21 protein-coding genes are annotated in these 25,503 nt (G+C 59.1%); 11 read left to right on the plus strand and 10 right to left on the minus strand.

Features of this window, described 5'->3' with window-relative positions:
* Positions 1-990 (plus strand): sulfate/molybdate ABC transporter ATP-binding protein, encoded by a 990-nt coding sequence (locus ACA067_RS00915; RefSeq protein ID WP_497460225.1) that lies wholly within the window; start codon positions 1-3, stop codon positions 988-990.
* Between the two features lie 117 nt (positions 991-1,107).
* On the opposite strand, the gene ACA067_RS00920 is transcribed toward ACA067_RS00915, so the two are convergent.
* Complete coding sequence (locus ACA067_RS00920) at positions 1,108-1,626, minus strand: Mpo1 family 2-hydroxy fatty acid dioxygenase (protein WP_497460226.1); 519 nt, start codon at positions 1,624-1,626, stop codon at positions 1,108-1,110.
* A gap of 118 nt (positions 1,627-1,744) precedes the next feature.
* Between ACA067_RS00920 and ACA067_RS00925 the strand changes: the two genes are divergently transcribed.
* Positions 1,745-2,110, plus strand: coding sequence for a response regulator (locus tag ACA067_RS00925; RefSeq protein WP_497460227.1), 366 nt, complete (start codon positions 1,745-1,747; stop codon positions 2,108-2,110).
* Positions 2,111-2,264: 154 nt separating this feature from the next.
* Here the strand turns inward: ACA067_RS00925 and ACA067_RS00930 are convergent, their stop codons facing one another.
* Positions 2,265-3,269, minus strand: coding sequence for an AraC family transcriptional regulator (locus ACA067_RS00930; protein ID WP_497460228.1), 1,005 nt, complete (start codon positions 3,267-3,269; stop codon positions 2,265-2,267).
* 100 nt (positions 3,270-3,369) lie between these two features.
* On the opposite strand from ACA067_RS00930, the gene ACA067_RS00935 reads away from it, so the two are divergent.
* From ACA067_RS00935 to ACA067_RS00955, 5 genes are all read left to right on the plus strand, one after another.
* On the plus strand, positions 3,370-4,443 hold the full coding sequence (locus ACA067_RS00935) for a fatty acid desaturase (protein ID WP_497460229.1): 1,074 nt from the start codon (positions 3,370-3,372) through the stop codon (positions 4,441-4,443).
* Between the two features lie 565 nt (positions 4,444-5,008).
* Positions 5,009-5,590 (plus strand): alpha/beta hydrolase, encoded by a 582-nt coding sequence (locus ACA067_RS00940; protein WP_497460230.1) that lies wholly within the window; start codon positions 5,009-5,011, stop codon positions 5,588-5,590.
* A 55-nt stretch (positions 5,591-5,645) separates the two neighbouring features.
* Positions 5,646-6,575, plus strand: a complete 930-nt coding sequence (locus tag ACA067_RS00945) for a sigma 54-interacting transcriptional regulator (protein ID WP_497460231.1) — start codon at positions 5,646-5,648, stop codon at positions 6,573-6,575.
* Between the two features lie 285 nt (positions 6,576-6,860).
* A complete protein-coding gene (locus ACA067_RS00950; RefSeq protein WP_497460232.1) occupies positions 6,861-7,643 on the plus strand; it encodes a MetQ/NlpA family ABC transporter substrate-binding protein in 783 nt (260 codons plus the stop codon).
* A gap of 323 nt (positions 7,644-7,966) precedes the next feature.
* The gene (locus tag ACA067_RS00955) at positions 7,967-9,067 is read left to right on the plus strand and encodes an RHS repeat-associated core domain-containing protein (RefSeq protein WP_497460233.1); all 1,101 of its coding nucleotides are present in this window, start codon (positions 7,967-7,969) and stop codon (positions 9,065-9,067) included.
* A gap of 16 nt (positions 9,068-9,083) precedes the next feature.
* On the opposite strand, the gene ACA067_RS00960 is transcribed toward ACA067_RS00955, so the two are convergent.
* Positions 9,084-10,244 carry an AAA family ATPase gene (locus ACA067_RS00960; RefSeq protein WP_497460234.1) on the minus strand — a complete coding sequence of 387 codons (1,161 nt, stop codon included), beginning with the start codon at positions 10,242-10,244 and terminating at the stop codon, positions 9,084-9,086.
* Positions 10,245-10,426: 182 nt separating this feature from the next.
* Between ACA067_RS00960 and ACA067_RS00965 the strand changes: the two genes are divergently transcribed.
* The 3 genes from ACA067_RS00965 to ACA067_RS00975 are packed head-to-tail and all read left to right on the plus strand — an operon-like array spanning position 10,427 to position 15,644.
* Positions 10,427-11,530 (plus strand): efflux RND transporter periplasmic adaptor subunit, encoded by a 1,104-nt coding sequence (locus ACA067_RS00965; RefSeq protein ID WP_497460235.1) that lies wholly within the window; start codon positions 10,427-10,429, stop codon positions 11,528-11,530.
* Positions 11,527-12,594 carry an efflux RND transporter periplasmic adaptor subunit gene (locus ACA067_RS00970; protein ID WP_497460236.1) on the plus strand — a complete coding sequence of 356 codons (1,068 nt, stop codon included), beginning with the start codon at positions 11,527-11,529 and terminating at the stop codon, positions 12,592-12,594. The genes ACA067_RS00965 and ACA067_RS00970 overlap by 4 nt, the downstream gene beginning before the upstream one ends.
* A complete protein-coding gene (locus tag ACA067_RS00975) occupies positions 12,591-15,644 on the plus strand; it encodes an efflux RND transporter permease subunit (RefSeq protein WP_497460237.1) in 3,054 nt (1,017 codons plus the stop codon). Before ACA067_RS00970 ends, ACA067_RS00975 begins: the two co-directional genes overlap by 4 nt.
* Before the next feature lie 119 nt (positions 15,645-15,763).
* Here ACA067_RS00975 and ACA067_RS00980 read toward each other — a convergent pair whose 3' ends face one another.
* A complete protein-coding gene (locus ACA067_RS00980; protein ID WP_497460238.1) occupies positions 15,764-16,393 on the minus strand; it encodes a class I SAM-dependent methyltransferase in 630 nt (209 codons plus the stop codon).
* A 149-nt stretch (positions 16,394-16,542) separates the two neighbouring features.
* Entirely contained in the window at positions 16,543-16,905 is a 363-nt protein-coding gene (locus tag ACA067_RS00985) for a DUF6124 family protein (protein ID WP_497460239.1), read from the minus strand.
* Positions 16,906-17,349: 444 nt separating this feature from the next.
* Between ACA067_RS00985 and ACA067_RS00990 the strand changes: the two genes are divergently transcribed.
* The gene (locus tag ACA067_RS00990) at positions 17,350-20,115 is read left to right on the plus strand and encodes an RHS repeat domain-containing protein (RefSeq protein ID WP_497460240.1); all 2,766 of its coding nucleotides are present in this window, start codon (positions 17,350-17,352) and stop codon (positions 20,113-20,115) included.
* Positions 20,116-20,222: 107 nt separating this feature from the next.
* Here ACA067_RS00990 and ACA067_RS00995 read toward each other — a convergent pair whose 3' ends face one another.
* From ACA067_RS00995 to ACA067_RS01015, 5 genes are all read right to left on the minus strand, one after another.
* Positions 20,223-20,867, minus strand: coding sequence for a methionine ABC transporter permease (locus tag ACA067_RS00995; protein WP_497460241.1), 645 nt, complete (start codon positions 20,865-20,867; stop codon positions 20,223-20,225).
* A complete protein-coding gene (locus ACA067_RS01000) occupies positions 20,857-21,990 on the minus strand; it encodes a methionine ABC transporter ATP-binding protein (RefSeq protein WP_497460242.1) in 1,134 nt (377 codons plus the stop codon). Before ACA067_RS01000 ends, ACA067_RS00995 begins: the two co-directional genes overlap by 11 nt.
* 2 nt (positions 21,991-21,992) lie before the next feature.
* On the minus strand, positions 21,993-22,802 hold the full coding sequence (locus ACA067_RS01005; protein WP_497460243.1) for a MetQ/NlpA family ABC transporter substrate-binding protein: 810 nt from the start codon (positions 22,800-22,802) through the stop codon (positions 21,993-21,995).
* Positions 22,803-22,929: 127 nt separating this feature from the next.
* Positions 22,930-24,282, minus strand: a complete 1,353-nt coding sequence (locus ACA067_RS01010) for an LLM class flavin-dependent oxidoreductase (RefSeq protein ID WP_497460244.1) — start codon at positions 24,280-24,282, stop codon at positions 22,930-22,932.
* Entirely contained in the window at positions 24,282-25,475 is a 1,194-nt protein-coding gene (locus ACA067_RS01015) for an SfnB family sulfur acquisition oxidoreductase (RefSeq protein WP_497460245.1), read from the minus strand. Before ACA067_RS01015 ends, ACA067_RS01010 begins: the two co-directional genes overlap by 1 nt.
* Positions 25,476-25,503: the final 28 nt, after the last annotated feature.

Genomic DNA, 25,503 nt, shown 5'->3' on the forward strand with positions numbered 1-25,503 from the left:
ATGTCGATCGAAGTGCGTAACGTCAGCAAGAATTTCAATGCGTTCAAGGCGCTGGACAACATCAGCCTGGACATCCAGAGCGGCGAGCTCGTGGCGCTGCTCGGCCCGTCCGGTTGTGGCAAGACCACGCTGCTGCGGATCATCGCCGGCCTGGAAACGCCGGATCAGGGCAACATCGTGTTTCACGGCGAAGACGTTTCCGGCCACGACGTGCGTGATCGCAACGTCGGGTTCGTGTTCCAGCACTACGCCCTGTTCCGCCACATGACCGTGTTCGACAACGTCGCGTTCGGCCTGCGCATGAAACCGAAAAACCAGCGTCCCAGCGAGAGCCAGATCGCGGTGAAAGTCCACGAGCTGCTGAACATGGTGCAACTGGACTGGTTGGCGGATCGCTATCCGGAACAGCTGTCCGGCGGTCAGCGTCAACGTATTGCCTTGGCCCGCGCCTTGGCGGTGGAGCCGAAGGTCCTGCTGCTCGACGAGCCGTTTGGCGCCCTCGACGCCAAAGTCCGTAAAGAACTGCGCCGCTGGCTGGCACGGCTGCACGAAGACATCAACCTGACCTCGGTCTTCGTGACCCACGACCAGGAAGAAGCCATGGAAGTCGCCGACCGCATCGTGGTGATGAACAAAGGCGTGATCGAGCAGATTGGTTCGCCGGGCGACGTCTATGAAAACCCGGCGAGCGATTTCGTCTATCACTTCCTCGGCGACTCGAACCGCCTGCATTTGGGTGAAGACAACCACGTGCTGTTCCGTCCTCACGAAGTGTCGCTGTCGCGCCATGAACTGGAAGATCATCACGCCGCCGAGGTGCGGGATATCCGTCCATTGGGCGCGACGACTCGGGTAACGTTGAAGGTTGAAGGCCAGAGCGATTTGATCGAAGCGGAAGTAGTGAAGGATCACGACAGCCTGGTCGGGTTGGCGAAGGGCGAGACACTGTTCTTCAAGCCTAAGGTCTGGCAAAAAGTCGCCAACCTCTAAGAGCAAAAGATCGCAGCCTGCGGCAGCTCCTACAGTGGATTTGTGTCGATCACAAAATTGTGGTCAACCCAAATCCACTGTAGGAGCTGCCGCAGGCTGCGATCTTTTAAAGCGGCCCTAGGTCGCCGCGTTTTTCTGACGAAGGCGCACCCCCCCCGCCCGCGCCTCGATCTGCTCTTTGAGCTCCCGCCGCAGCCCCAGCAAAAACGCCAGCTCGACCACCACAAACAACGGCCCGACAATCAACCCCGTCACATCATCGACAAATGCCGGCTTGCGTCCTTCATAGTGATGACCGACAAACTGAATCGCCCAGCCGATCACAAACATCCCGACGCCGCTCGCCAGCCAGACCAGCGTGCTTTGCTGCGCCAGCGCCTGACCTGCCCAGATACACAGCCCGAGCAACACGCTCATCAACACCCCTAGGCGCAGTTCCAGGCGCAGGTAAAACCACGCCGACCCCAGCGCTACCAACACGGCCGGTGACAGCCAGCCCCCGGCCCATTGCGGGCGGGACAGCAGCACCGCCACCGCCACTACAATCAGCGGGATCCCGACGAAGTGGGTGGCAATATTGCGTGGGTCACGATGGTAGGTAGCGTATTGACCGAGATGATCGACGAGGCTTTTCATTGTTGTTCCTCCTGCAGGGTGCTGGATCATGCCCCGGGTTCATGTTTTCGGGCGTTTTTTTTGATGGGCTTTGTCCGCGAAGGCGCCTAGCCTGTGTTGACGACAATCGAGGTGTGCCATGCGTGTGCTGTTAGTGGAAGACGAGCCCGAACTCGCCAAGGTCATGGCCAAGGGCCTGAGCGAGGCGAGTTATGCGGTGGATGTGGCCGTCAACGGGATGGCAGGCCGTCGCTTTATCGAGTCCGGCGAGTACGAGCTGATCATCCTCGACGTGATGCTGCCGGGGCTCAACGGCTGGCAGTTGCTGCAACAGATCCGCCAGCTGGGTGATACGCCGGTGTTGCTTCTGACGACCAAGGATGGAATCGAGGATCGCCTGCGTGGGCTGGAGTTGCATGAAGATGATTACCTCCTCAAGCCGTTTGCGGTGAGCGAGTTAGTGAAGCGGGTGCGCAAGGTGTTGCGGCGGGATCGGGGGCGCTGAGAGTTTTTTTGGTGTCTGGTGTGGCCTCTTCGCGAGCAGGCTCGCTCCCACATGAGTTCTGTGGTGTTCACTGATTTTCGTCCGTTGGAAATCAAAAGTGGGAGCGAGCCTGCTCGCGAAGAGGCCGGACGAAGCAACACTCCTCCCGGATCTGTCACCGCAACCCCTCCCGAAACTGCCCCGGCGTCATCCCCGTCCAGCGCTTGAACGCGCGACTGAAGCTACTGGTATCTGCAAACCCCAACAAATAGCTGATCTCACTCAACGAACACTGCGGATCACGCAGGTGCAGCAGCGCCAGGTTTTCGCGGCTTTCATTGAGCAGCGTATCAAACCGACAGCCCTCGTCCGCCAGATGCCGTTGCAGGCTGCGCAAGCTCAGGTGCAGGGCCTGGGCGATGCGTTCGGCGCTGGGTTCGCCTTCGGGCAATTGCTCTTCAATGGCGTCGCGGACCTTGCGCTCCCAGGTCAGGGGCTTGAGTTGCGCGAGCGTGCGCTTGAGCACCGCTTCGTTATGCTCGGCCAGTTCCGGGTTGGCATCGTCAAGGTGGCTGTCGAAATCCACCAGGGCAAACTCCAGGCGGTCTTCATCGGCGGCGAAGTACACCGGCGAGCGAAAGACCTTGTGCCATTGATGTGAGTCGCTGGGTTCCGGGCGCCGCAGATACACCGCCAGTGGCGCGTAGTCGCGCCCGAGACGATTGCGACAGGTGCGTACGTAAATCGCCGCGAAGGCATCGATGGCTTCGAAAGCCGGGGCCGGATTGCCGGGTGGGATTTTCAGGCGGAAGCGGTAGCGGTCTTCGGCGCGGATCAGTTCCAGTTCCAGGGCATCGCTGACCACCTGGTGATAACGCACGATGCGCTCGAACACTTCCCGCAGACTGCCGCTGGCCACCAGCGCATAACCGAGCGCGTGAAACGTGGTCGGGCTGACAAAGCGCGACACCCGCAAGCCGATCGCCGGGTCGCCACTGACCTGCACCGCGATTTCCCACAGGCGCGTCGTTCCGGACAGCGGATAGCGGGCGTTCGGGTCGTCCATCAGTTGCGGGTCGAGCCCCGCCTGCTGGCACAGGGCGGTGCTGTCGAGGCCAAGCGCATCGAGCTGCTTGCGCAGGGCGCGGGTCCAGCTGGCGAGGGAGGTCGGTTCAGTCATGCTGATTGGCGCTTCCGGTCAACAGGTTGGCGTTCACAGCTACCACATTGCGAGGGTTCGCAAGGCAGGATGCGGACATCAATAACCAGAGGATGGAAGCATGGACGGTACTTCTGCAAGCCCCCAGCGACTGAATGCAGCACAGCGATCGGCACATATTCGTCAGGTGGTGCTGGCCAGAGGCGTCGAGCTGCGTCAGCGCTACCCGATTCTCAACCATCAGGACGCCCTGGGCGCGGGCATTCTGGCCTTCGCATTGGCCGGGATGATCGGCTCGGCGACACTCTACATCACAGGGCACATGGCGTGGTGGGTGTGCCTGTTGCTCAACGCGTTCTTTGCCTCGCTGACCCACGAGCTGGAACACGATTTGATACATAGCATGTACTTTCGTAAACAACGTGTACCGCACAACCTGATGATGGCGCTGGTTTGGCTGGCGCGGCCGAGCACGATCAACCCGTGGATTCGTCGGCATCTGCACCTCAATCATCACAAGGTCTCCGGTACGGAAACCGACCTGGAAGAACGGGCGATCACCAACGGCGAACCCTGGGGATTTGCGCGGTTGCTGATGGTGGGCGACAACGTGATGTCGGCGTTCATCCGCATGTTGCGAGCCAGGACCTGGGCTCATAAATTCAGCATCATCAAGCGCACCCTGAAAGTCTACGCGCCGCTGGCGCTGGTGCATTGGGGTGCGTGGTACGTGTTTCTCGGTTTCCATGTGGCAAACGGCCTCGCTCATCTGCTGGGAGCACCGATTGAATGGTCGGCAACGACCTTGTCGGTGATGCAGGTGATCGATATTGCGACGGTGGTGATCATCGGGCCGAACGTATTGCGGACCTTTTGCCTGCATTTTGTCAGCTCGAACATGCACTACTACGGTGACGTGGAGCCGGGCAACGTGATCCAGCAGACGCAGGTTTTGAACCCGTGCTGGATGTGGCCGTTGCAGGCGTTTTGCTTCAATTTCGGCAGCAGCCACGGCATTCATCACTTTGTGGTGAAGGAGCCGTTTTACATCCGCCAGATGACCGTGCCGGTGGCGCACAAGGTGATGCACGAGATGGGGGTGCGGTTCAACGATTTCGGGACGTTCGGGCGAGCGAACCGGTTTTTGCGCAAGGAGCGGCGGACAACTGAAAGTGTCCGGTCGGCACAGGCCTAGGCTGTTCCCGCGCTCCGCGAGGGAACAGGATTTTGCAGGTGCTGCTCACAGAAACGCCTGCTCAGTTGCCTGTGATCAACATCGTCGGCGAGCTTCGATGCTCGTATTCAGTAATATATTTCTTTTTGGTCTATAAATAACGCCAAATATTCTTTTAAAGAATAATAGTTTGGAGCAATGATTGGTTCATCGAAGCAAGGCGCCAAGTGGCGAATTCATCAAACCGAAACCTTTGCACGCTAAACATTTACTGAGGGCACACCTCGCGACGTTGCAGGTGTCTTCATTGGATATATCAGTTTCCGGGACCGTCTCCTTGGCAGGGTGCGGTCCCTTTTTTTTCCGGGCAACCACCAGACCCTGTAGGAACTGGCTTGCCAGCGAATACGTCCTGTCAGTCGATAAATGCATTGCCGGATACTCCGCTTTCGCTGGCAAGCCAGCTCCTGCAGGTCGCGTGTTATATTCGATAAAGGTATTAATAAATAGCTTCTTATTCCTTAACGAACATAGCTCTCCTCCCTATACTTGACCAGGAACAGACACGCAGCAGGAGAGCTCCCCCATGCGCAACGAATCCATTCGCTACCTGATTGTGCCGGGCTGGCAAGGATCGCCAGATGATCATTGGCAGAGCCACTGGCAGAACAGCCTGCCGAATAGCGCACGGGTGGAGCAGGCCGACTGGCTGACTCCGCGTCGTGAAGACTGGGTCGCGGCGCTGGCCGAGGCGGTTGCCGCCGACAGCACGCCGGTAATCCTGATCGCCCATAGCCTGGGTTGCATCACGGTTGCTCACTGGGCGGCCACTGCTCCCTTGCAGTTCTTGCGTCAGGTTCGTGGTGCCTTGCTGGTCGCGCCCGCGGACGTCGAACGTACGGCCTGCGCGCCGGCGCTGCGCAATTTCGCCCCCATTCCGACCAACCTTTTGCCATTCCCCAGCCAGGTCGTCAGTTCCGACAACGACAGTGCCGTCAGTGCACCGCGTGCTTTGGAGCTGGCCCGCAACTGGGGGGCCGAGGCGGGGATTTTGTCGGGGGCAGGACACATCAATGTGAAGTCCGGTCACCAGCGCTGGGAGCAGGGTTTTGCTTATCTCTATCGCCTGCAAAACCGCATGGAGCACCACGCCCTGCGCCGCGCTTGACCTTTTATTTTTTCAACGCCCCCCGTCACCTGACGGTTTTGGGCGGGAGTCTGTCATGAGTTTCGAAGCGTTCGGTCAGCCGCTGCTGACCTTCCCCGATGCAGAAAAAAGTCCCCTGAGCATCCGCGCCAAGGCGTTGGTGTTCGTCGATCCACGTTCGCGACAGTTGCGCCAGGAGCTGGAACAACTGGCGCCGCGTTCGATCTCCGTGTTGATCCGTGGCGAAACCGGCAGCGGTAAAGAATTGCTGGCGCGGCACATTCATCGGGCCAGTGATCGCGGCGGCTTGTTCGTTTCGGTGAATTGCGGCGCGATCAGCCCCACTTACGCTGATGCCGAATTGTTCGGCTATGCCGCCGGCAGCTATAGCGGTTCGGCCAGCAGCCGCGCCGGCTGGTTCGGTTCGGCCAATGGCGGGACGCTCTACCTGGACGAGATCGGCGACCTGCCGCTGCCGATCCAGATCAAACTGCTTGCGGCGCTGGAAAACCACGAAGTCACCCGTGTCGGCGCTCAGCAACCGAGTCCGGTGGACGTGCGCCTGGTGGCCGCCACCAGCATCGATCTGGCGCAGGCGGTTGCTGCTGGAAAATTCCATGAGCGGCTTTATCACTACCTCAGTGAAGGTCAGCTTGAACTGCCCGCCTTGCGCGAACGGGTGGGCGATATCCTGTCGCTGTCCGAGTACTTTCTCGGCATCTATAGCCAGCGCCTGGACTTGCCAGTGCCGCTGATCAGCGAGGCTGCGCAGCATGTGCTGGAACAGCACAGTTGGCCGGGCAACACTCGAGAGCTGGAAAACGTCATTCATTTTGCGTTGCTGGTGAGCACGGGTGACGAGATTTTGCCGGAGCATTTGAATTTGCCTGAAGTACCTGCCTCGCTGGTGGCGATCGAGCGGCAACTGAAGCACATCCTCAGCAAAGGCACTGCCAGCGACCAGGCAGCGCTGAAACACCTCTTGAAAGACGCCGCGCTCTTGTAGGAGCAAGCTTGCTCGCGAACCAGACGCCGCGGTGCATCAGGCAGGACGCCTTCGCTGCGGTGCGGCGATCCGACAAGCCAGCTCCTACAGGTCAATGCGGTGGAATGCGGCCGAAGCGTGAGTTAGCGCTGTATGAACAAAATGGAATATGAAAGTGAATAAAAGATATTGTTCGGGAATAAAAAATACCGGTATTGTCCGCGTCACGCCAGCAGTAGCACATCACTGGCACTCGTACTAATAGCCGTCGTCGACGACGACCGCGATTTTCGATAAGGACACTGCATGAAAAAGGTTCTGTTGTTCACCGCACTGGCGGCTGCCCTGACGGCGAGCCTGGCCCAGGCTGGCGAGAAACTGGTGGTGGCGGCGACCCCGGTCCCGCACGCCGAGATTCTTGAACTGATCAAGCCAACCCTCGCCAAACAAGGCGTGGACCTGGAGATCAAAGTCTTCACCGACTACGTTCAGCCGAACGTACAGGTCGATCAGAAGCGCCTGGACGCCAACTACTTCCAGACCCTGCCGTACCTCAAAAGCTTCAACGAAGGCAAAGGCACCCACCTGGAAACCGTGATCGGCGTGCACGTCGAACCGTTCGGTGGCTACTCGAAGAAAGTCAAAACCCTGGCTGAATTGAAAGACGGTGCGACCATCGCCATCCCGAACGAAGGCAGCAACAGCGGCCGTGCGCTGATCCTGCTGCAGAAGGCTGGCCTGATCGAGTTGAAAGACCCGAAAAACGCCTTGGCCACTCCGAAAGACATCGCCAAGAACCCGCACAACTTCAAGTTCAAGGAACTGGAGTCGGCCATGCTGCCGCGAGTTCTGGACCAGGTCGACCTGGACATGATCAACACCAACTACGCACTGGAAGCGGGCCTGAACCCGGCTAAAGACGCGCTGGTGATCGAAGGCGCTGATTCGCCTTACGTAAATTTCCTGGTGGCTCGCCCGGACAACAAGGACAGCGTTGCCATCCAGAAACTGGCCAAGGCTTTGACCAGTCCTGAAGTGAAGGCATTCATCGAGAAGAAATACAGCGGCGCGGTACTGCCGGCGTTCTGATTCGCGAGGTAAACCCCTTCAAGGTTTCAACGCCGACGGCTTTCGCTAGCGTCGGCGTTTTTTATGCAGAAAATCAAAGATCGCAGCCTTCGGCAGCTTCTACAGGTGTACACAGAATCTTGTAGGAGCTGCCGAAGGCTGCGATCTTTTGATTTTCACGATTGCGCGATGACACCAGGCCGCAAGGGGTGATTGTCGAGCGTGGCAACGGGTGATTGACCTGACTACGTAGTGATTCTGCACCACGCCACCTAGCAGTTCTGCTAGGTGGCGTGGTGCCGTCGTTGGTGCACACTAAGTGCCCGACGGTAAGGGGTTCTGTGATGGAAACGTTCAACCACGGCTCGTGTCGTTATCGCTACAACGCACTGGATCAGCTGACTGGGCTGGAGCCCGTCGGGCAAGCAAGGTTGCAAAGGTTCTATCGTCTCGAGCATCTGACAACCGAGCTTGAAGATCAGGTCAGCCGGAGCGTGTTCCAGCATGGCTTGTATTTGCTCGCGCTGCATTCGCGGCGGGGGGCCGTAGTCAATACTCAACTGCTGGGGACCGATCAACAACGTTCCGTGTTGCAGGTCACCGACCCCGCCGGATCAGTGAATTGCAAGTACACGCCTTACGGTCATCGACCTGCCGGGCCCGGACCTGGCGACCCCTTGGGGTTTAATGGCGAAGCGATTGACCCCACCACCGGACATTACTTGCTGGGCAATGGCCATCGGGCCTTCAACCCGGTGCTGATGCGTTTCAATAGCCCTGACAAACTGAGCCCATTTGGTCGAGGCGGGCTCAACCCGTATGCGTATTGCCTTGGCAATCCGGTGAGTTTCAGAGATCCGACGGGGCGAGCAACCAAACAGACCTGGCAGACCTGGTTCATGGTAGCGCTGAGCGCTTTGAACTTGGTGTCCGCAGTGGGCGGATTGTTCTCTATGGGGCTTGCATTCAAAGGTTTGAAGGTAGCAAGCGTCGATGCTTCTGCTGCGGCCTCGAAAAACGCCGCCCGCGCCGGTGCCATTGCAGCTGTTGCAGGTTTTGCCGGAGCCGTTGTGGTAGGGACAAGAGTGGGGCTGAATACGGCTGATCCGAGTAATACCGCTCAAGATGCTCTGTTCATTGCCTTAGGCGCACTGAGCGTTGTCTCTTTCGCAGGCGCAACCGCTTCAATGGGCTTCACATGGCAGAAGTACAGATTGAACAAGGCTGCAGCACAGAGCGCCTCGATCAACCAAACAGTAGATGCTGCAGTGAGAATACCTCGTGCGAGGCTCCGTCAGCCGCCTCCCTCAGCTCCTCCCCTAACGCCTCACGCTGACCCCTCAACGCTGCGCCCCATCGGTTTTGAACAATTCACGCCTGTTCAACGTGGCCATACTGAGCAAATGCAGCACGCCCGAAACATTCGGCGTAATCATCGTTTGTGAGCGACGCACTTGCGATTCAATCCGGCCAATACCAGGCCGGCTCATCCAGCATCCGCTGCCCGACTATCCCGGTCTGGCCCAATGTCTTTTCCAGCACGATGCAATTGCACTCCTCATCCTCCTGCAACGCCGAGATCAACCGGCGCGCATGGGACACCACCCACACCTGGCACTGCGCCGACGCCCGGATAATCAGCCGCGCCAACGCCGGCAACAGGTCCGGGTGCAGGCTGGTTTCCGGCTCGTTCAGCACCATCAGCGAAGGGGGCCGGGGCGTCAGCAGCGCTGCAACCAGCAGCAAGTAGCGCAACGTCCCATCGGACAACTCGGCCGCCGATAACGGTCGCAGCAACCCTTCCTGATAAAACTCAATGGCAAACCGTCCGCCCTGCAACGGCGCGATGTTCAACCTCGCGCCGGGGAACGCATCGCTGACCGCGGCCTGCAAGGCTTCGGAATCACCGATTTCACGGATGGTCTGCAATGCGGCAGCCAGATCACGACCATCATGGTGCAACACCGGTGTGCGGGTGCCCAATTGCGGTTGACGCACCGGCGCATCGGCGTCGCTGCGAAAGTGATCGTAGAAACGCCAGCGACGGATGAACTCGCGCAGTTGCAAGACTTCTGGCGAGGTGCGAAAGCTGCCGACCTGATCGAACAGACTGTCGAAATTTGGCGTGTGCTGGGCCAGTACTTCCCAGCCGCGACCTTCACGCGCACGAATCATCGGGCCGTCGCGATCCACCAGCAGGCTGGCCGGGCGGTAGAAAGGTCCGGACCAGATGCATTCCTTTTTGATTTCCGGGTCCAGGGAGAAACAAGAAAGGGTCTTTTCCGGCAGACCCAGCGCAATGGAATAACTGAAGTCTTCCCCGGCAAACCCCAAACGCAGGCGTTTGACACCCTGTCGAACAGTCGCCTCCATCGGGACTTCGCCGTTGCGCATGCGTCGGCTGATGTTTTCCGGGCCGGCCCAGAAGGTCGAATCCAGCCCACCCTCGCGAGCCAAGGCATTGACCACGCCACCCTGGGCGGTTTCCGCCAACAGGCGCAACGCGCGGTAGAGGTTGGATTTGCCGCTGCCGTTGGGGCCGGTGATCAGGTTCAACCGGCCCAGCGGGATCACCAGTTTATTGATCGAGCGGTAATTGGCGACCGCGAGGGTTTTGAGCATAAAGGACTTTCTCTGTGGTCGCGAAACGGCATCAGGATAACCGCGTTGGCGAGTTTGACTTGTAGGATCTATCTGCATCCCCTATAGGAGGAAATGCCTATCAGCGTAGGCGAAGGTGGAACCCTGTTATAAGCTCACAGTCGTATCGAACTGGCACGCCCGTACAACGCAAAGGAGTCTGCATGGCTGGTCCCGGATTGAAAACAGTGGTTGGCCTGAGTTTCCTAGCTTTGCTGACCGCCTGCGGCGATAAACCCCAGGTCGAAAAGGAGCGTCCACGGGTTTTCGTGCAAGAGGTGAAGTCGGCCGACTACGCTGCCTCGGTGACCCTCACGGGGGATGTCCAGGCGCGCGTACAGACCGAGCTGTCGTTTCGTGTCGGTGGCAAGATCATCCAGCGCACGGTCGATGTCGGTGACCGGGTTTCAGCCAAACAGGTCCTTGCCAGGCTCGATCCGAAAGACCTGCAAACCAACGTTGATTCGGCCCAGGCGCAGGTGGTTGCCGAGCAGGCCCGGGTCAAACAGACCGCCGCGGCTTTCGTGCGCCAGCAAAAACTCCTGCCCAAGGGCTACACCAGCCAAAGCGAATACGATTCGGCCCAGGCGGCCTTGCGCAGTAGTCAAAGCGCCCTGACCGCCGCACAGGCGCAATTGGCCAACGCCCGTGAACAACTGAGTTACACCGCGTTGATTGCCGACGCGCCGGGGGTGATTACCGCCCGCCAGGCGGAAGTCGGCCAGGTGGTGCAGGCCACGGTGCCGATTTTCAGCCTGGCCCGGGACGGTGAGCGCGACGCGGTGTTCAACGTGTATGAGTCGCTGCTGGCCGAACCGCCGTCGGATAAATCGGTGGTGGTCAGCCTGCTCGAAAATCCGGCGATCAAAACCACCGGCACCGTGCGCGAAATCACCCCGGCGGTGTCCGCGCAGACCGGCACAGTGCAGGTCAAAGTCAGCCTTGCCAGCCTGCCGGAAGGCATGCAGCTGGGCTCGGTGGTAAGCGCCACCGCCAAGACACCGGGTAAATCCGCCGTGGAACTGCCCTGGTCGGCGTTGACCAAAAATCTCAGCGACCCGGCCGTGTGGCTGGTGGACGACGAAGGCAAGGCCCAACTGCATACCGTCACGGTCGGCCGTTACCTCACCGGTAATGTCGTCATCAGCGCTGGCCTCAAGGGTGGCGAAAAAGTCGTCATCGCTGGCGGCCAGTTGCTGCACCCCGGTGTAAAGGTGGAGATTGCCGAAAACACCTATAAAGACTTAGGCGCGGGAGACCAACCATGAAGCGTCTATTGCTGGTATGCGCCGGTGTGATGCTGGTGGCGTGCTCGAAAAAAGAACCGCCACCGGAGCCGATACGCCCGGTGCTGTCGATCAAGGTCCAATCCCTGGACGAGGAAACGCTCGGCCGCTTCGCCGGCAGCATCCAGGCTCGCTATGAAAGCAACCTGGGTTTTCGCGTCCCAGGCCGCATCGCCAGCCGAAACGTCGATGTCGGCGCCGAAGTCGAGAAGGGCGCCTTGCTCGCAACGCTTGACCCCACTGACCAGCAAAACCAGTTGCGCTCGGCCCAAGGCGATCTGGCGCGCGTCCAGGCGCAGTTGATCAACGCCCAGGCCAACGCCCGCCGCCAGCAGGAACTGTTCGATCGCGGAGTCGGTGCGCAGGCCCAGCTGGACATCGCCCAGACCGACCTCAAAACCACTCAGGCTTCCCTCGACCAAGCCAAGGCGGCCGTCGATCAGGCCAAGGATCAGCTCGATTACGTCGAACTGCGCACCGACCACAAAGCCATCGTTACCGCGTGGAACGCCGAAGCCGGGCAAGTGGTGACCGCCGGCCAGCAAGTGGTGACCCTGGCGCAGCCAGACATCAAGGAAGCGGTGATCGACCTGCCCGACACCCTGGTCGATCAATTGCCGACGGACGTGGTATTTCAGGTTGCTGCACAACTGGACCCGAACATCACCACCACCGCCATCGTTCGCGAAATCGAACCCCAGGCGCAAAGTGCGACCCGTACCCGTCGTGCCCGCCTGAGCCTGACCGACACGCCACCGGGCTTGCGCCTCGGCACGGCCATCAGCGTGACCATCAGCTCCGCGATCAAACCGCGCATCGAACTGCCGCTGAGCGTGCTGCAAGAGGTGGATGGCAAATCGCGGATCTGGGTCGTCGATCCACAGACGCAGACCGTTTCCCCGCGGGACGTCAGCCTCGTCAGCCGGACTGACACCACCGTGGTCCTGACCAATAGCGTGAAGTCCGGCGAGCGGGTTGTCAGTGCGGGAGTGAACAGCCTCAAACCGGGGCAGAAAGTGAAAATCGACGAGGACAGCCCGCAATGAAAGGGAGTTTCAACTTATCCGAATGGGCCCTCAAGCATCAGTCGTTTGTCTGGTATTTGATGTTCGTCGCGCTGCTGATGGGCGTGTTCTCGTACATGAACCTCGGCCGTGAAGAAGACCCCTCGTTCACCATCAAGACCATGGTGATCCAGACCCGCTGGCCCGGTGCGACCCAGGAAGAAACCCTCAAGCAGGTCACCGACCGCATCGAGAAAAAACTCGAAGAGCTCGACTCCCTCGACTATGTGAAAAGCTACACCCGGCCCGGCGAATCGACGGTCTTCGTGTACCTGCGCGACACCACCAGTGCCAAGGATATTCCGCAAATCTGGTACCAGGTGCGCAAGAAGATCGACGACATTCGCGGCGAGTTCCCCAAGGGCTTGCAAGGGCCGGGGTTCAACGACGAATTCGGTGATGTGTTCGGCTCGGTCTACGCCTTTACCGCCGACGGCTTGTCGATGCGCCAGTTGCGCGATTACGTCGAGCAGGTCCGCGCCGAAATCCGCGAGGTGCCGGGGCTGGGCAAGGTCGAGATGGTCGGCGAGCAGGACGAAGTCCTCTACCTGAATTTCTCCACCCGCAAACTGGCGGCGCTGGGCATTGATCAGCGCCAGGTGGTGCAGAGCCTGCAGTCGCAAAACGCAGTGACCCCGGCCGGGGTGATTGAAGCCGGCCCCGAGCGGATCTCCGTGCGTACCACGGGGCAGTTTGCTTCCGAAAAAGACCTGGCCAACGTCAACCTGCGACTCAACGATCGCTTCTATCGCCTGGCCGACATCGCCGACATCAGCCGTGGTTATGTCGACCCGGCAACCCCGCAATTCCGCTTCAACGGCCAACCCGCCATCGGCCTGGCCATTGCCATGAAAAAGGGTGGCAACATCCAGGAGTTCGGCAAGGCCTTGCACCAGCGCATGAGTGACCTGACCGCGGACCTGCCGGTGGGCGTCGGCGTGCACAACGTGTCCGACCAGGCCGCCGTGGTGGAAAAAGCCGTCGGCGGCTTCACCAGTGCGTTGTTCGAGGCGGTGGTGATCGTGCTGGTGGTGAGCTTCATCAGTCTCGGTGTGCGTGCCGGGCTGGTGGTGGCGTGCTCGATTCCGCTGGTGTTGGCGATGGTCTTTATCTTCATGGAATACAGCGGCATCACCATGCAGCGGATTTCCCTCGGCGCACTGATCATCGCCCTCGGCCTGCTGGTGGACGACGCGATGATCACGGTGGAGATGATGGTCACCCGGCTGGAGATGGGGGAAACCAAGGAGCAGGCGGCCACCTTCGCCTACACCTCGACCGCGTTCCCGATGCTCACTGGTACCTTGGTGACGGTAGCCGGTTTCGTGCCCATCGGGCTGAACGCCAGTTCGGCGGGCGAGTACACCTTCACCCTGTTTGCGGTGATCGCAGTGGCAATGCTGGTGTCATGGGTGGTCGCGGTACTGTTCGCGCCGGTCATTGGCGTGCACATCCTCAGCGCCAACGTGAAACCCCACGACGCAGAACCCGGTCGCATCGGCCGCACGTTCAATTACGGCATGCTCTGGGCGATGCGCAATCGCTGGTGGGCCATCGGCATCACCGTTGCACTGTTCGCGGCGTCGGTGTACTCCATGCAGTTCGTGCAGAACCAGTTCTTCCCGTCCTCGGACCGTCCGGAAATCCTCGTCGACCTGAACCTGCCGCAAAACGCCTCGATCGCCGAAACCCGCAAGGCGGTGGACAAGCTCGAAGCGACCCTCAAGGACGATCCGGACATCGTGCACTGGAGCACCTACATCGGCGAAGGTGCGATCCGTTTCTACCTGCCGCTGGACCAGCAATTGCAGAACCCGTACTACGCGCAATTGATCATCGTCAGCAAAGGCCTGGAGTCGCGCGAGGCCTTGAGCCAGCGCCTGCGTGAACGGCTGCGCAAAGACTTCGTCGGCATCGGCAGCTACGTCCAGGCACTGGAAATGGGCCCGCCGGTGGGGCGGCCGATTCAGTACCGGGTCAGCGGCAAGGACATCGATCAGGTGCGCAAGCACGCGATCGCCCTGGCCACCGAACTGGATAAAAACTCGCACATCGGCGAGATCATTTTCGACTGGAACGAGCCGGGCAAAGTCCTGCGCATCGACATCGCCCAGGACAAGGCGCGGCAACTGGGGCTGTCGTCGGAAGACGTGGCCAACCTGATGAACAGCATCGTCGTCGGCACGCCCGTGACCCAGGTCGATGACGATATCTATCTGATCAATGTCGTGGGTCGCGCGATCGACGCGGAACGCGGTACGCCGGAAACCCTGCAGAACCTGCAGATCGTCACACCGGGCGGCACCTCCATTCCGCTGCTGGCTTTTGCCACCGTGCGCTATGAACTTGAACAACCGCTGGTGTGGCGCCGTGACCGCAAGCCGACCATCACCATCAAGGCAGCTGTACGTGACGAGATCCAGCCGACCGATCTGGTGAAGCAGCTGAAACCGGACATAGAGAAATTCGCCGCCAGTTTGCCGGTGGGCTACAAGGTCGCCACTGGCGGTACGGTGGAGGAAAGCGGCAAGGCCCAGGGACCGATTGCCAAGGTGGTGCCATTGATGCTGTTTTTGATGGCGACCTTCCTGATGATCCAGTTGCACAGCGTGCAGAAACTGTTCCTGGTGGCCAGCGTCGCACCCCTCGGCTTGATCGGCGTGGTGCTGGCGCTGATCCCGACCGGCACGCCCATGGGCTTCGTGGCGATCCTTGGCATTCTGGCGCTGATCGGCATCATCATCCGCAACTCGGTGATCCTGGTGACCCAGATCGAGTCGTTCGAGAAAGACGGCTACGCACCGTGGGACGCGGTGCTGCAAGCGACCGAGCATCGGCGCCGACCGATTCTGCTGACAGCGGCAGCGGCGAGCCTGGGGATGATCCCGATCGCCCGGGAAGTGTTCTGGGGGCCGATGGCTTACGCGATGATTGGCGGGATCATCATCGCCACCTTGCTGACGCTGCTGTTTTTGCCGGCGCTGTATGTGGCCTGGTACAAGATTCGCGAGCCGAAGAAAGAGACGGCATGATCACAAGCAAAAGATCGCAGCCTGCGGCAGCTCCTACATGAATTGCGAACACCCGCATAACCACAGGTGTACTCGATCAATGTAGGAGCTGCCGCAGGCTGCGATCTTTTGATCTTCCCCTAGGCGACACGACGCCAAACGCTGGCCAACCAAGGCTGCTGCTCCCGCGGCAGCCCCGCCGGCCGGTAATAATGCTCCAGCTCGACAAACCCCGCTTCAGTCAGCAATTGCTGCCACGCCTGAAGATCGTGATACGACCCATAACGCGGTCCATTCCAACCCTCCTGATTCTCCCCACGCGGATTGGAACTGAACAACACGCCACCCGGTTTCAACGCCCCACGCAGTTCCTTCAACACCCGAGGCAACTCCTGACGCGGGATATGAAACAACACCGCATTGGCAAAAATCCCGTCGAAGCGTTCGGCCGGCAGATCGAGTTTCAGAAAGTCCTGCAGCCAGACCTCGCAACCGCTGTCCTCGCGCGCCATTTGCGCAAGCTTCTGCGATCCATCAAGCCCGACAGCGCTATGGCCCATGCGCGTGAAGGTCTGCAAATCACGCCCCGGCCCGCAGCCAAAGTCGAGTATGTCGAACGGCGCCTCGCCGTGAATGTGCCGCAACAGGGCATCGATGTTCTGGCTGACATCGTGATCACGAGTCCCTTCGCGAAACCCTTCGGCCACCGAGTTGTAATGGCCCAGGGTGGTGGAGGTGATTTTTTCGAGGTCGTCGGGGGTTTGTTTCATGGTGGGCTGCGCGGGTAATTGGGATGTGCCGAATATACGCCATGAAGCCAGTGGCTGCTGCGCAGCCAATCGTTGGCAAGCCAGCTCCTACAGATGACCGCGTATTCCTGTAGGAGCTGGCTTGCCAGCGAAGGCGATATCACTGGCGCCTAATGACTTGGATCAGACTCAGCTTTCTTCATCCCCTGACAATCAATCGACCGATCAACCATGGCCTTGGCGATCTCCAGCAGATGCCAGATGGAAAACACCATGGCCCTGTCGGCGCCCTTGAGGTGGTCGCCACATTGATAGGCGGTGACCGAGGCACAGCGCAGCAAATCGGCGACGTAGAGTTGGGTGTCTTCGAAGCTCACGTCGTTGCTGACGTTGTAGAACCGTAGCTCATCCGGTGCCGAGGGTTGTTCGCCGGTCAGGTAGAAATCGATCGCACGGTAGAGTGCGGAGCGGTCTCTGAGTAGATCGTCGTTTCTGGTTGAATTGGAGGGTGGATCGGGGACTGGTTTTTTCATCGTGTTGCTCCTATTTCTGCGTGGGAGCCGACACTTCTCGCCTACTAAACGATGGGTGGCAGCTGTGCGCAGGTTAGTAGGCCGGTCAATAGGAAAACCGGTGCACCCGAAGATGCCCCACGCACAGCCGCCATATTCAGTACCCAGCAGAGTTGCCGGGCATGAGCATGAAATCGCTATGCGCCTAGTGATCCGGGCTGCCAAGCCCGATCACTGATGAGCAGTGACGGACGAAGACTAGGCACGGAAATCTGTCGGCGCAAGCGTGCGGAATGATCTAGGAAACGTCCTGCAAAGGGAAGGGATTGGCCTTGTAGGAACGCTGGTTTTTCTGTGCGAAAACTTCCCCTTTGGAGTCGGCACTTACCTGTTACTTCTTACAGTATCCGTCAGCTGAAAAAGCGTTCAGTCTTTCCTCTACCAGAACGAAGGACCGTCGATACCGTGAACGCTCACCATCACACACCGACTTTATCGGTCATGGACCCACGTGCGCTGGCCCTCCGCAGCGTGAGCTACTGTCGTCATCCGGATAAGCCAGATATTGACTCGCGCATTACCCGGCAAGTGTTCGACGCTGCGGGACGGTTGCATGAGTCGTGGGACCCACGGCTGTGGGGAGCGACACCGAAGCCAAACCTGTCCACGCTCTACGGTTTCAGTGGTCAGCCTTTGCTGACAGACAGCGTCGATGCCGGTTGGCAGCTGAGCCTGCTGGATCAGGCCGGTTTACCCTGTTCGTTCTGGGATGCCCGAGGCAGTCAGCGCCACACCGACCATGACAACCAACAACGTCCGATCACGGTCACGGAGCAGGCTATCGCGCAGCTGCCCCGTGTCGTGGAGCGACTGACTTACGGCGGTTCTACTGAGGCATTCATTCAAAACAATCAATGCGGACGTCTGATTCGTCATGATGATCCTGCGGGCAGTCAATGCTTCATCGACTATGCACTTGCCGGTTCTGCGCTAGTTGAGGAACGGCGATTCCTCACCGACCTTGAAACACCCGACTGGCCGGATGAGCCAGATTCCCGAGAAGCGTGGCTGGAAGATCAATCGTTCGTCACGCAGCACGTGTTCCATCCAACAGGCGACATTCAATGTCAGGCCGATGCCATGGGCAATGACCGGACGTTTGCCTACGATGTCGCGGGTAGCCTGAGCGAGGCTTGGTTGTTGCAGGCGGGGGATGGCAAAACACCGCAGCGACTGGTCAGCGACATCCAGTACAACGCCTACAGTCAGATCGAAAGCGAAACCGCCGGCAATGGTGTGGTGACTCGTGCCGTTTACGGTGCCGATGACGGTCGATTGATCAGGCTGATGGCGCAAGTCGGCGATCAAACGCCATTGCAGGACCTGAACTACAGCTACGACCCGGTGGGGAATATCGTCGAGCTGGAGGACAAGTCCCAGGCCGTTACTTACTTCAGTAACCAGCGTATCGACCCGATCAACCGCTACCGCTATGACAGCCTGTATCAGCTGGTCGAGGCCAAGGGCTGGGAGGTCAGTACGCCCAGCCATGGACCCGCGTTACCGCAATTGCTGCCGACACCGCTGGACCCTAATCAGCGGCGCAATTACACCCAGCACTTCGACTACGACGCGGCGGGCAATCTGATCACTCGCCACCACAGTGGTGCGCCCGGACTCTCGATGTTCACTTCGGCCACCTGCAACCGCAGCCTGGCTCAACGGGATGACGGAACCTTGCCGGGTGAGCCTGAAATCGCCTCAGGCTTCGATGCCTGCGGTAACCAACTGGAACTGCAACGCGGGCTGGCCATGCTCTGGGACATCCGCAACCAGTTGAGCCGGGTGACCTTGGTCAAGCGTGAAGGTGAACCTGACGATTATGAATGTTATGCCTACGACCGACCCGGCCATCGGCTGCGCAAGGTGTTTTTCAGCCAAACCAATCGCCGGACTTTGCGCGCTGAAGTGCGCTACCTCCCTGGACTGGAAATCCACCGACAGGCCGATGGCGAAGTGCACCATGTCATCAGCGTCGAAGCCGGAGGTTGCAGCGTTCGAGCCTTGCACTGGCCCGAAGGTGCCCATGCCGATCAACAGCGCTACAGCCTCAACGATCATCTTGGTTCCAGCACGTTGGAACTGGATGACGAGGCGGGCGTGCTGACGCAGGAACACTATTATCCTTTCGGTGGCACAGCGTGTTGGGCGGGTAAAAGTGCGTTGGTGGCAAAGTACAAAACCATTCGCTACTCGGGTAAGGAGAGGGATGCGACGGGACTTTATTACTACGGGTATCGCTATTGCGCGTCGTGGCTACAGTGTTGGATTTGCCCCGATCCCGCAGGACCCATAAATGGTCTGAATTTATATGGTTTTGTCTCCAATGGTGCGATTTCAAGAAAAGATATTGATGGGCGAGTATACGAAGGACGGGATGATGAAGTCGAATACCGGGTTAAATCATTAGGCTACAGCATGAACAGTCGCGGTATCACCGGGTTCTCGGAAGATGAGGGGAAAATTGTTATTGGAGCACTTTCGATAACTGAAAAAATATTCCGTAATGCTTTTGGGATGGCGCAAAAAACTCCAGCTATTGCCAAACAGGTCATCACTAGGATGACCGGTGACGATGGCACCCATTTTGAACGTATAGTTAAGGCATGGGGAAATATCGCTGAACTGGCCAAGTCTTATCAGACTTCGGCAGGTCTGGAAAAGCTTGTCAGGGTTGACAATCCGTTCAATACAACTGTGTTTGGATTGATCATGAGTGACGACGCCCATGGTCGTATTTTTATTCAGGGAAATAAAATTAAGGGAGGTGCGGTCTTTGATTTTTTCATGGCTCATGAAATTAGCCATATTGGCTCTGTGTCGGGATTTTCCGTTGAGGGGCCCGAGACTAAAGATTATCTATATTTAAAGAAGGACCCAAAACAGCAAGCCGACTCTGCGAGTGAAATTGCACAAGGTAAATTAAGTGTTGAAAGTTTCAAGTCATGGCCAAGAGAAGCGAAACTTAATTTTATTGGAAAAGTAAATGAGCTGACGGAAGGAAAATATGAGTTGGACGAGGCAGTTATGGTGTTCAATAATCAGCCAAAGTTACGCGCTGAGGTGCTTTCGAATACCGCCGATGTGGTTGCTCGGTCAGCCTACATGTTGAATGATGTTTACAGGCAGGCAGCGGCTAAACGTAAAGCAAGCACAGCCGTTGCATTGTGAAGGAGGGGCTGACAAACCACAGGAGCCATCACTTATCGTCTATTAAACGATTGCGTGGACAGCGCCGCTAGGATCGCAGCCTGCGGCTGCGATCTTTAGATCTTTGCTTAACGCCTGTTCAAACCCCGAGCCAATCGATCCCCACCCAACTGAATCACCGCCACCAACACCACCAGCAACACAATCACCGTCAACATGATCTGGCTGTCGAACCGCTGATACCCATATCGATAGGCAATGTCTCCCAACCCACCGGCACCAATCGCCCCGGCCATGGCCGACGAATTGATCATCGTCACCAAGGTAATCGTGAAACCCCCGACAATCCCCGGCAACGCTTCAGGCAACAGCACATGCCAAACGATATGCCAACGCCGGCAACCCATCGCCTGCGCCGCTTCGATCAGCCCATGGTCGACCTCGCGCAGGCTGACTTCGGCAATACGCGCAAAGAACGGCGTGGCGGCAATGGTCAGCGGCACTACGGCGGCCCAAACACCGTAAGTGGTGCCGACGATCAACCGGGTAAACGGAATCAGCGCCACCATCAAAATCAAAAACGGAATCGAGCGGAACAGGTTCACGAACGCGCCCAGCGCGCGGTTCAGTGCCGGCGCTTCGTAGATGCCGCCCTTGGCGCTGGTCACCAGAATTACCGCCAAGGGAATTCCCGCCAGCAGTGCGATCAACGACGACACGCCGACCATCAGGAAGGTGTCGATGAAACCTTGCAGCAAGCGATCAAACCACATAACCCAACACCTCCACCTGTTGTGCCCAACTGCCGGCGCGTTGACGCAATTCTTCGGCACCGAGGGACGAACCGGTCACCGCCAGCAGCAATTGCCCGAGTGCATGGCCCTGAATCCGTTCGACGCCACCTTGCAGCAAGCGCACGCGGCCACCGAGGGCGCTGAACAGTGCGGCCACGTCTGGTTCCTCATGAGCGGCTCCGGTGAATTGCAGTCGCAGCACCACGGCGTCCTCGGCGGACGTTGGCTGCGAGCGCAACCGGCTTTGCAATTCTTCCGGCAACGCGTGCTGCAACGGCGCGAGCAACGTCTTGCTGACCTCATGCTGCGGGTTGCCGAAGACTTCCCACACTGGCCCTTGCTCGACGATTCGTCCGTGCTCCAGCACCACGACCCGGTCGCAGATATCGCGAATCACCGCCATCTCATGCGTGATCAGCACAATGGTCAAACCCAGGCGTTGATTGATCTCGCGCAGCAGGCCGAGGATCGATTGCGTTGTCTCCGGATCCAGCGCTGAGGTCGCTTCGTCGCACAACAAAATCGCCGGGTCATGTACCAGCGCCCGGGCGATGCCGACACGCTGTTTCTGCCCGCCGGACAGCTGCGCCGGATAGGCTTTGTGCTTCTCTTGCAGCCCTACCAGTTCCAGTAATTCACGGACCTTCTGATCGCGTTTTTCCTTCGGCACCCCGGCCACTTTCAGCGGCAACTCGACGTTCTGCCAAACGGTCTTGGCCGACATCAGGTTGAAGTGCTGGAAGATCATGCCGATGCGTCGACGCAGCGTTACCAGGCGGTCTTCATCGAATTCGCCAATATCGACCTGGTCGATCAGCACTCGCCCCGTGCTCGGCTGTTCGAGACGGTTGATGGTACGGATCAACGAAGACTTGCCGGCACCGCTGCGGCCGATGATGCCGAACACTTCACCGCGTTGGATCGCCAGGTCGATGCCGTGCAATGCCGCCACTGGACCTTGCTGGCCGTTGTAGGTTTTGCCCAGGCCGATGAATCGCACGTGGGCGCGATTAAGGTCCGGGTGCAGTTCGGTCTGTTCGACATGCTCTGGAATATGGCGGGGCTCTGGAATTTCCAGTCGCCGTTGGATGGCGGCCGTCATGCTCAGCTTTCCCAGCCGGCTTGGTAGAGCTTGCCATGGGATTTATCCAAGGCTGCGCGAACGACTGGCGAATGCTGGTAGATGTCGATGAACTTGATCAGGCGCGGGTCGGTTTTGCTGTTCGGCTGGATCACGAACTGAATCACGTATTCCTTGTGATCGAGACCGTCGAACAGCAGGGCAGAGCCGGCATCGAAGGTCTTCGACAGGCGGATGTAGGCCGGATAGCCCTGGACCAGGTCGGCGTCGTCATAGGCGCGCACCAGTTGCACGGCTTCGACCTGGAGGATTTTGATTTTCTTTGGATTGGCAATGATGTCTTCTTCGGTGGCTTTGTAGCCGACCCCCGGTTTTAGCGTGATCAGGCCTGCCTTGGCCAGTAGTTGCAGGCCGCGACCGCTGTTGATCGGGTCGTTGGCGATGGCCACGCTGGCGCCTTCTGGCAGTGCGTCGAAGCTTTTGTATTTCTTCGAGTAGAGGCCGACGTTGTTGATGATCCCCGGGGCGAATGGCACCAGGTCAAAACCGGCGGCGGCCTTGGCGTTTTCCAGGAACGGGATGTGCTGGAAGTAGTTCACGTCGATGTCGCCGGCGGCGAGGCTGACGTTGGGGGCGATCCAGTCGCTGAACTCCACGAGGTCGACCTGGAGGCCTTGTTTTTTGGCTTCTTCGACGGCGGCCTCCAGGGGGATGGCGAAGGCGGCGGTGGTGCCGACTTTCAGCGGCGCGTCGGCGGCGAAGGTGATGGAGCTGAAGAGGCCGAGGGCCAGGGCCAGTGCTTTGACTGGGTGAGAGAGGTAGTTCTTGGTCATGATGGGGTTTCCAGTCAGTGCAATAATTTTTGGTGTCTGTTCGGGCCTCATCGCGGGCAAGCCCGCTCCCACAGGGATTGTGTGAACACCCGAGAACACTGTGGGAGCGGGCTTGCCCGCGATGCTGTTAACGGCGAAACGCCGAGCCCGTGTGTTGCGCAGGCAAATGCGCCCCTTCGTGAAACAACTTTTCGCGCAAAGAACCGTTGTCGTAAGCCGTCTTGTACGACCCTCGACGCTGCAACTCCGGAATCACCAGTTCAATGAAGTCCTCATAACTTTCCGGTGTGACAATCCGCGTCAGGTTGAAGCCATCGAGCCCGGTTTCGGCGATCCACGATTCCAGCTCATCAGCCACCTGCTCAGGCGAACCAACCACGGTGATGTAGCGCCCGCCGAGGGCGTGCTGCTCGAGCAATTTGCGCCGGGTCCAGTCGTTGTTTTGCAGGTTCTTGGTCGCCGACTGGATGGCGTTGCTCTTCACGTACTGGATCGGTTCATCGATCTCGTATTCGGAAAAATCGATCCCGGTGGACGCCGAAAAATGCGCCACCCCGGCCTCGGCACTGGCGTAGCTCAGGTACTCGGCATGCTTGGCCCAGGCATGTTCTTCAGTGGCGCCGACAATCACATTGAGCCCCATGAACACCTTGATGTCCTCGGGGTTGCGCCCGGCCTCGACGGCGCTGGCGCGAACCTTGTCCACTTGAACCCTGGTCGACGGTTTGTTCTGGCCGCTGATGAACACGCATTCGGCATGATGCCCGGCGAACTGCAAACCGCGATCGGAACTGCCCGCCTGGAACAGCACTGGCGTGCGCTGCGGCGATGGTTCGCAGAGGTGATAGCCCTCCACCTGATAGAACTCGCCCTTGTGCTCGACCTTGTGCACTTTTTCCGGTTGGGCATAAATTCGCTGTTGCGGATCATTCAGCACCGCGCCGTTTTCCCAGCTGCCTTCCCAGAGTTTGTAGAGCACTTGCAGGTATTCGTCGGCCTGGTCGTAGCGGCGGTCGTGCTCGACCTGTTCGCTCAGGCCCATGGCCTTGGCCGCGCTGTCGAGGTAGCCGGTGACGATGTTCCAGCCGACCCGGCCGCGGCTCAGATGATCGAGGGTCGACATGCGACGGGCGAATAGATACGGCGGCTCGTAGGTCAGGTTGGCGGTCAGGCCGAAGCCGAGGTTTTTCGTCACCGCGGCCATGGCCGACACCAGTAGCAGTGGGTCATTGACCGGCAGTTGGATAGACTCTTTCAGCGGCACGTCCACCGAGTTTTGGTAGACGTCGTAAACCCCGACGATATCGGCGATGAACAGACCATCGAACAGCCCGCGTTCCAGCAGTTGTGCCAGTTCGGTCCAGTATTCGATGGTTTTGTATTGGGTAGAGGTGTCCCGTGGATGCGTCCACAGGCCATGGTTGATATGTCCGATGCAGTTCATGTTGAACGCGTTGAGCAGGATCTTTTTCTTCGCCATCAGATGGTCCCCCGCAGCGGCGGGTTTTCATCGTTGAGGTAGTAGTTACCGACGGCGTGATACTTCCAGCGCACCGGGTCGTGCAGCGTGTGCACCCGAGCGTTGCGCCAGTGCCGATCCAGACCGTGTTCGACCAGCGTGGCCTGACTGCCGGCCAATTCGAACAGCGTGCTGCCCGCGGCGAGAGAGATTTCGGTGCTGATGGCCCGGGCTTCGGCGACGGCAATCGATGCAGCGGCGACGGTTGCGGCACCGGTCTCGACCTGAGCCTTGTCGAGGAATTCGCCGGCGCGCTCCAGCAAGGCTTCGGCGGCGTGCAGGCGGATGCTCAAGTGGCCGAAGCTTTTGATGGTCAGGGGATCTTCGGTGGCTTTGTCGTTGCCGGAATCGATCCACGGCCGGGTCTTGGTGCGTACGAAATGCAGCGCATCTTCATAGGCGGCGCGGGCGATGCCGGTGTCGATGGCGGCGTGCAGAATCTGCGCCAGCGGGCCGACGGTGGTCGGACGCTCGAAAGCGCTCTGAAACGGGATCACGTCTTCGGCGGCGACGTAGACGTCTTCGAATACCACTGAACCGCTGCCGGTGGTGCGTTGGCCGAAACCGCTCCAGTCGTCGATGACCGTCAGGCCTTTGCTATTGCGGGGCACGAAAGCCAGTTGCTGCACGCCGTGTTCGTCAACGACCGAAGTCGGGATGCGTTGGGCGTAGATGGCGCCGGTGGCGTAGAACTTGCGGCCGTTGATGCGGTAACCATTACCGTCGCGCGTGAGGCTGGTGACGCGGTCGTGGGCGGTTTTTGTACCGAGTTCGGCAAGCGCATTGCCGAAGCGTTGGCCTGCCAATACTTCTGCGTACAGACGTTTTTTCTGCTCGGCACTGCCATTCACGCGCAGCACTTCGAGGGCATAGAAATGGTTCTGCGGAATTTGTCCAAGAGAGCCGTCAGCCTGCGCGATCAGCGCGATCACCTTGGCCAGCGTGACGTTGGAAACGCCGGCACCGCCGTATTCTTTTGGCACGCTGATGCCCCACAGACCCGAGCGGGAAAACACTTCCAGCTCCGGGTGTGGCAGACGCCGTTCACGGTCGCGCACGGCGCTGTCGCGTCTGAAATCTTCCGCCAGGTCACTGGCGACAATAAGGGCTTGCTCATCGCTGGTTATGACCGCGACGTGGTGAGAAAGAGTCATGTGTTTCTCCAGAGATCTGGTCAAAAGG

The sequence above is a fragment of the Pseudomonas sp. LBUM1674 genome (assembly GCF_059695635.1).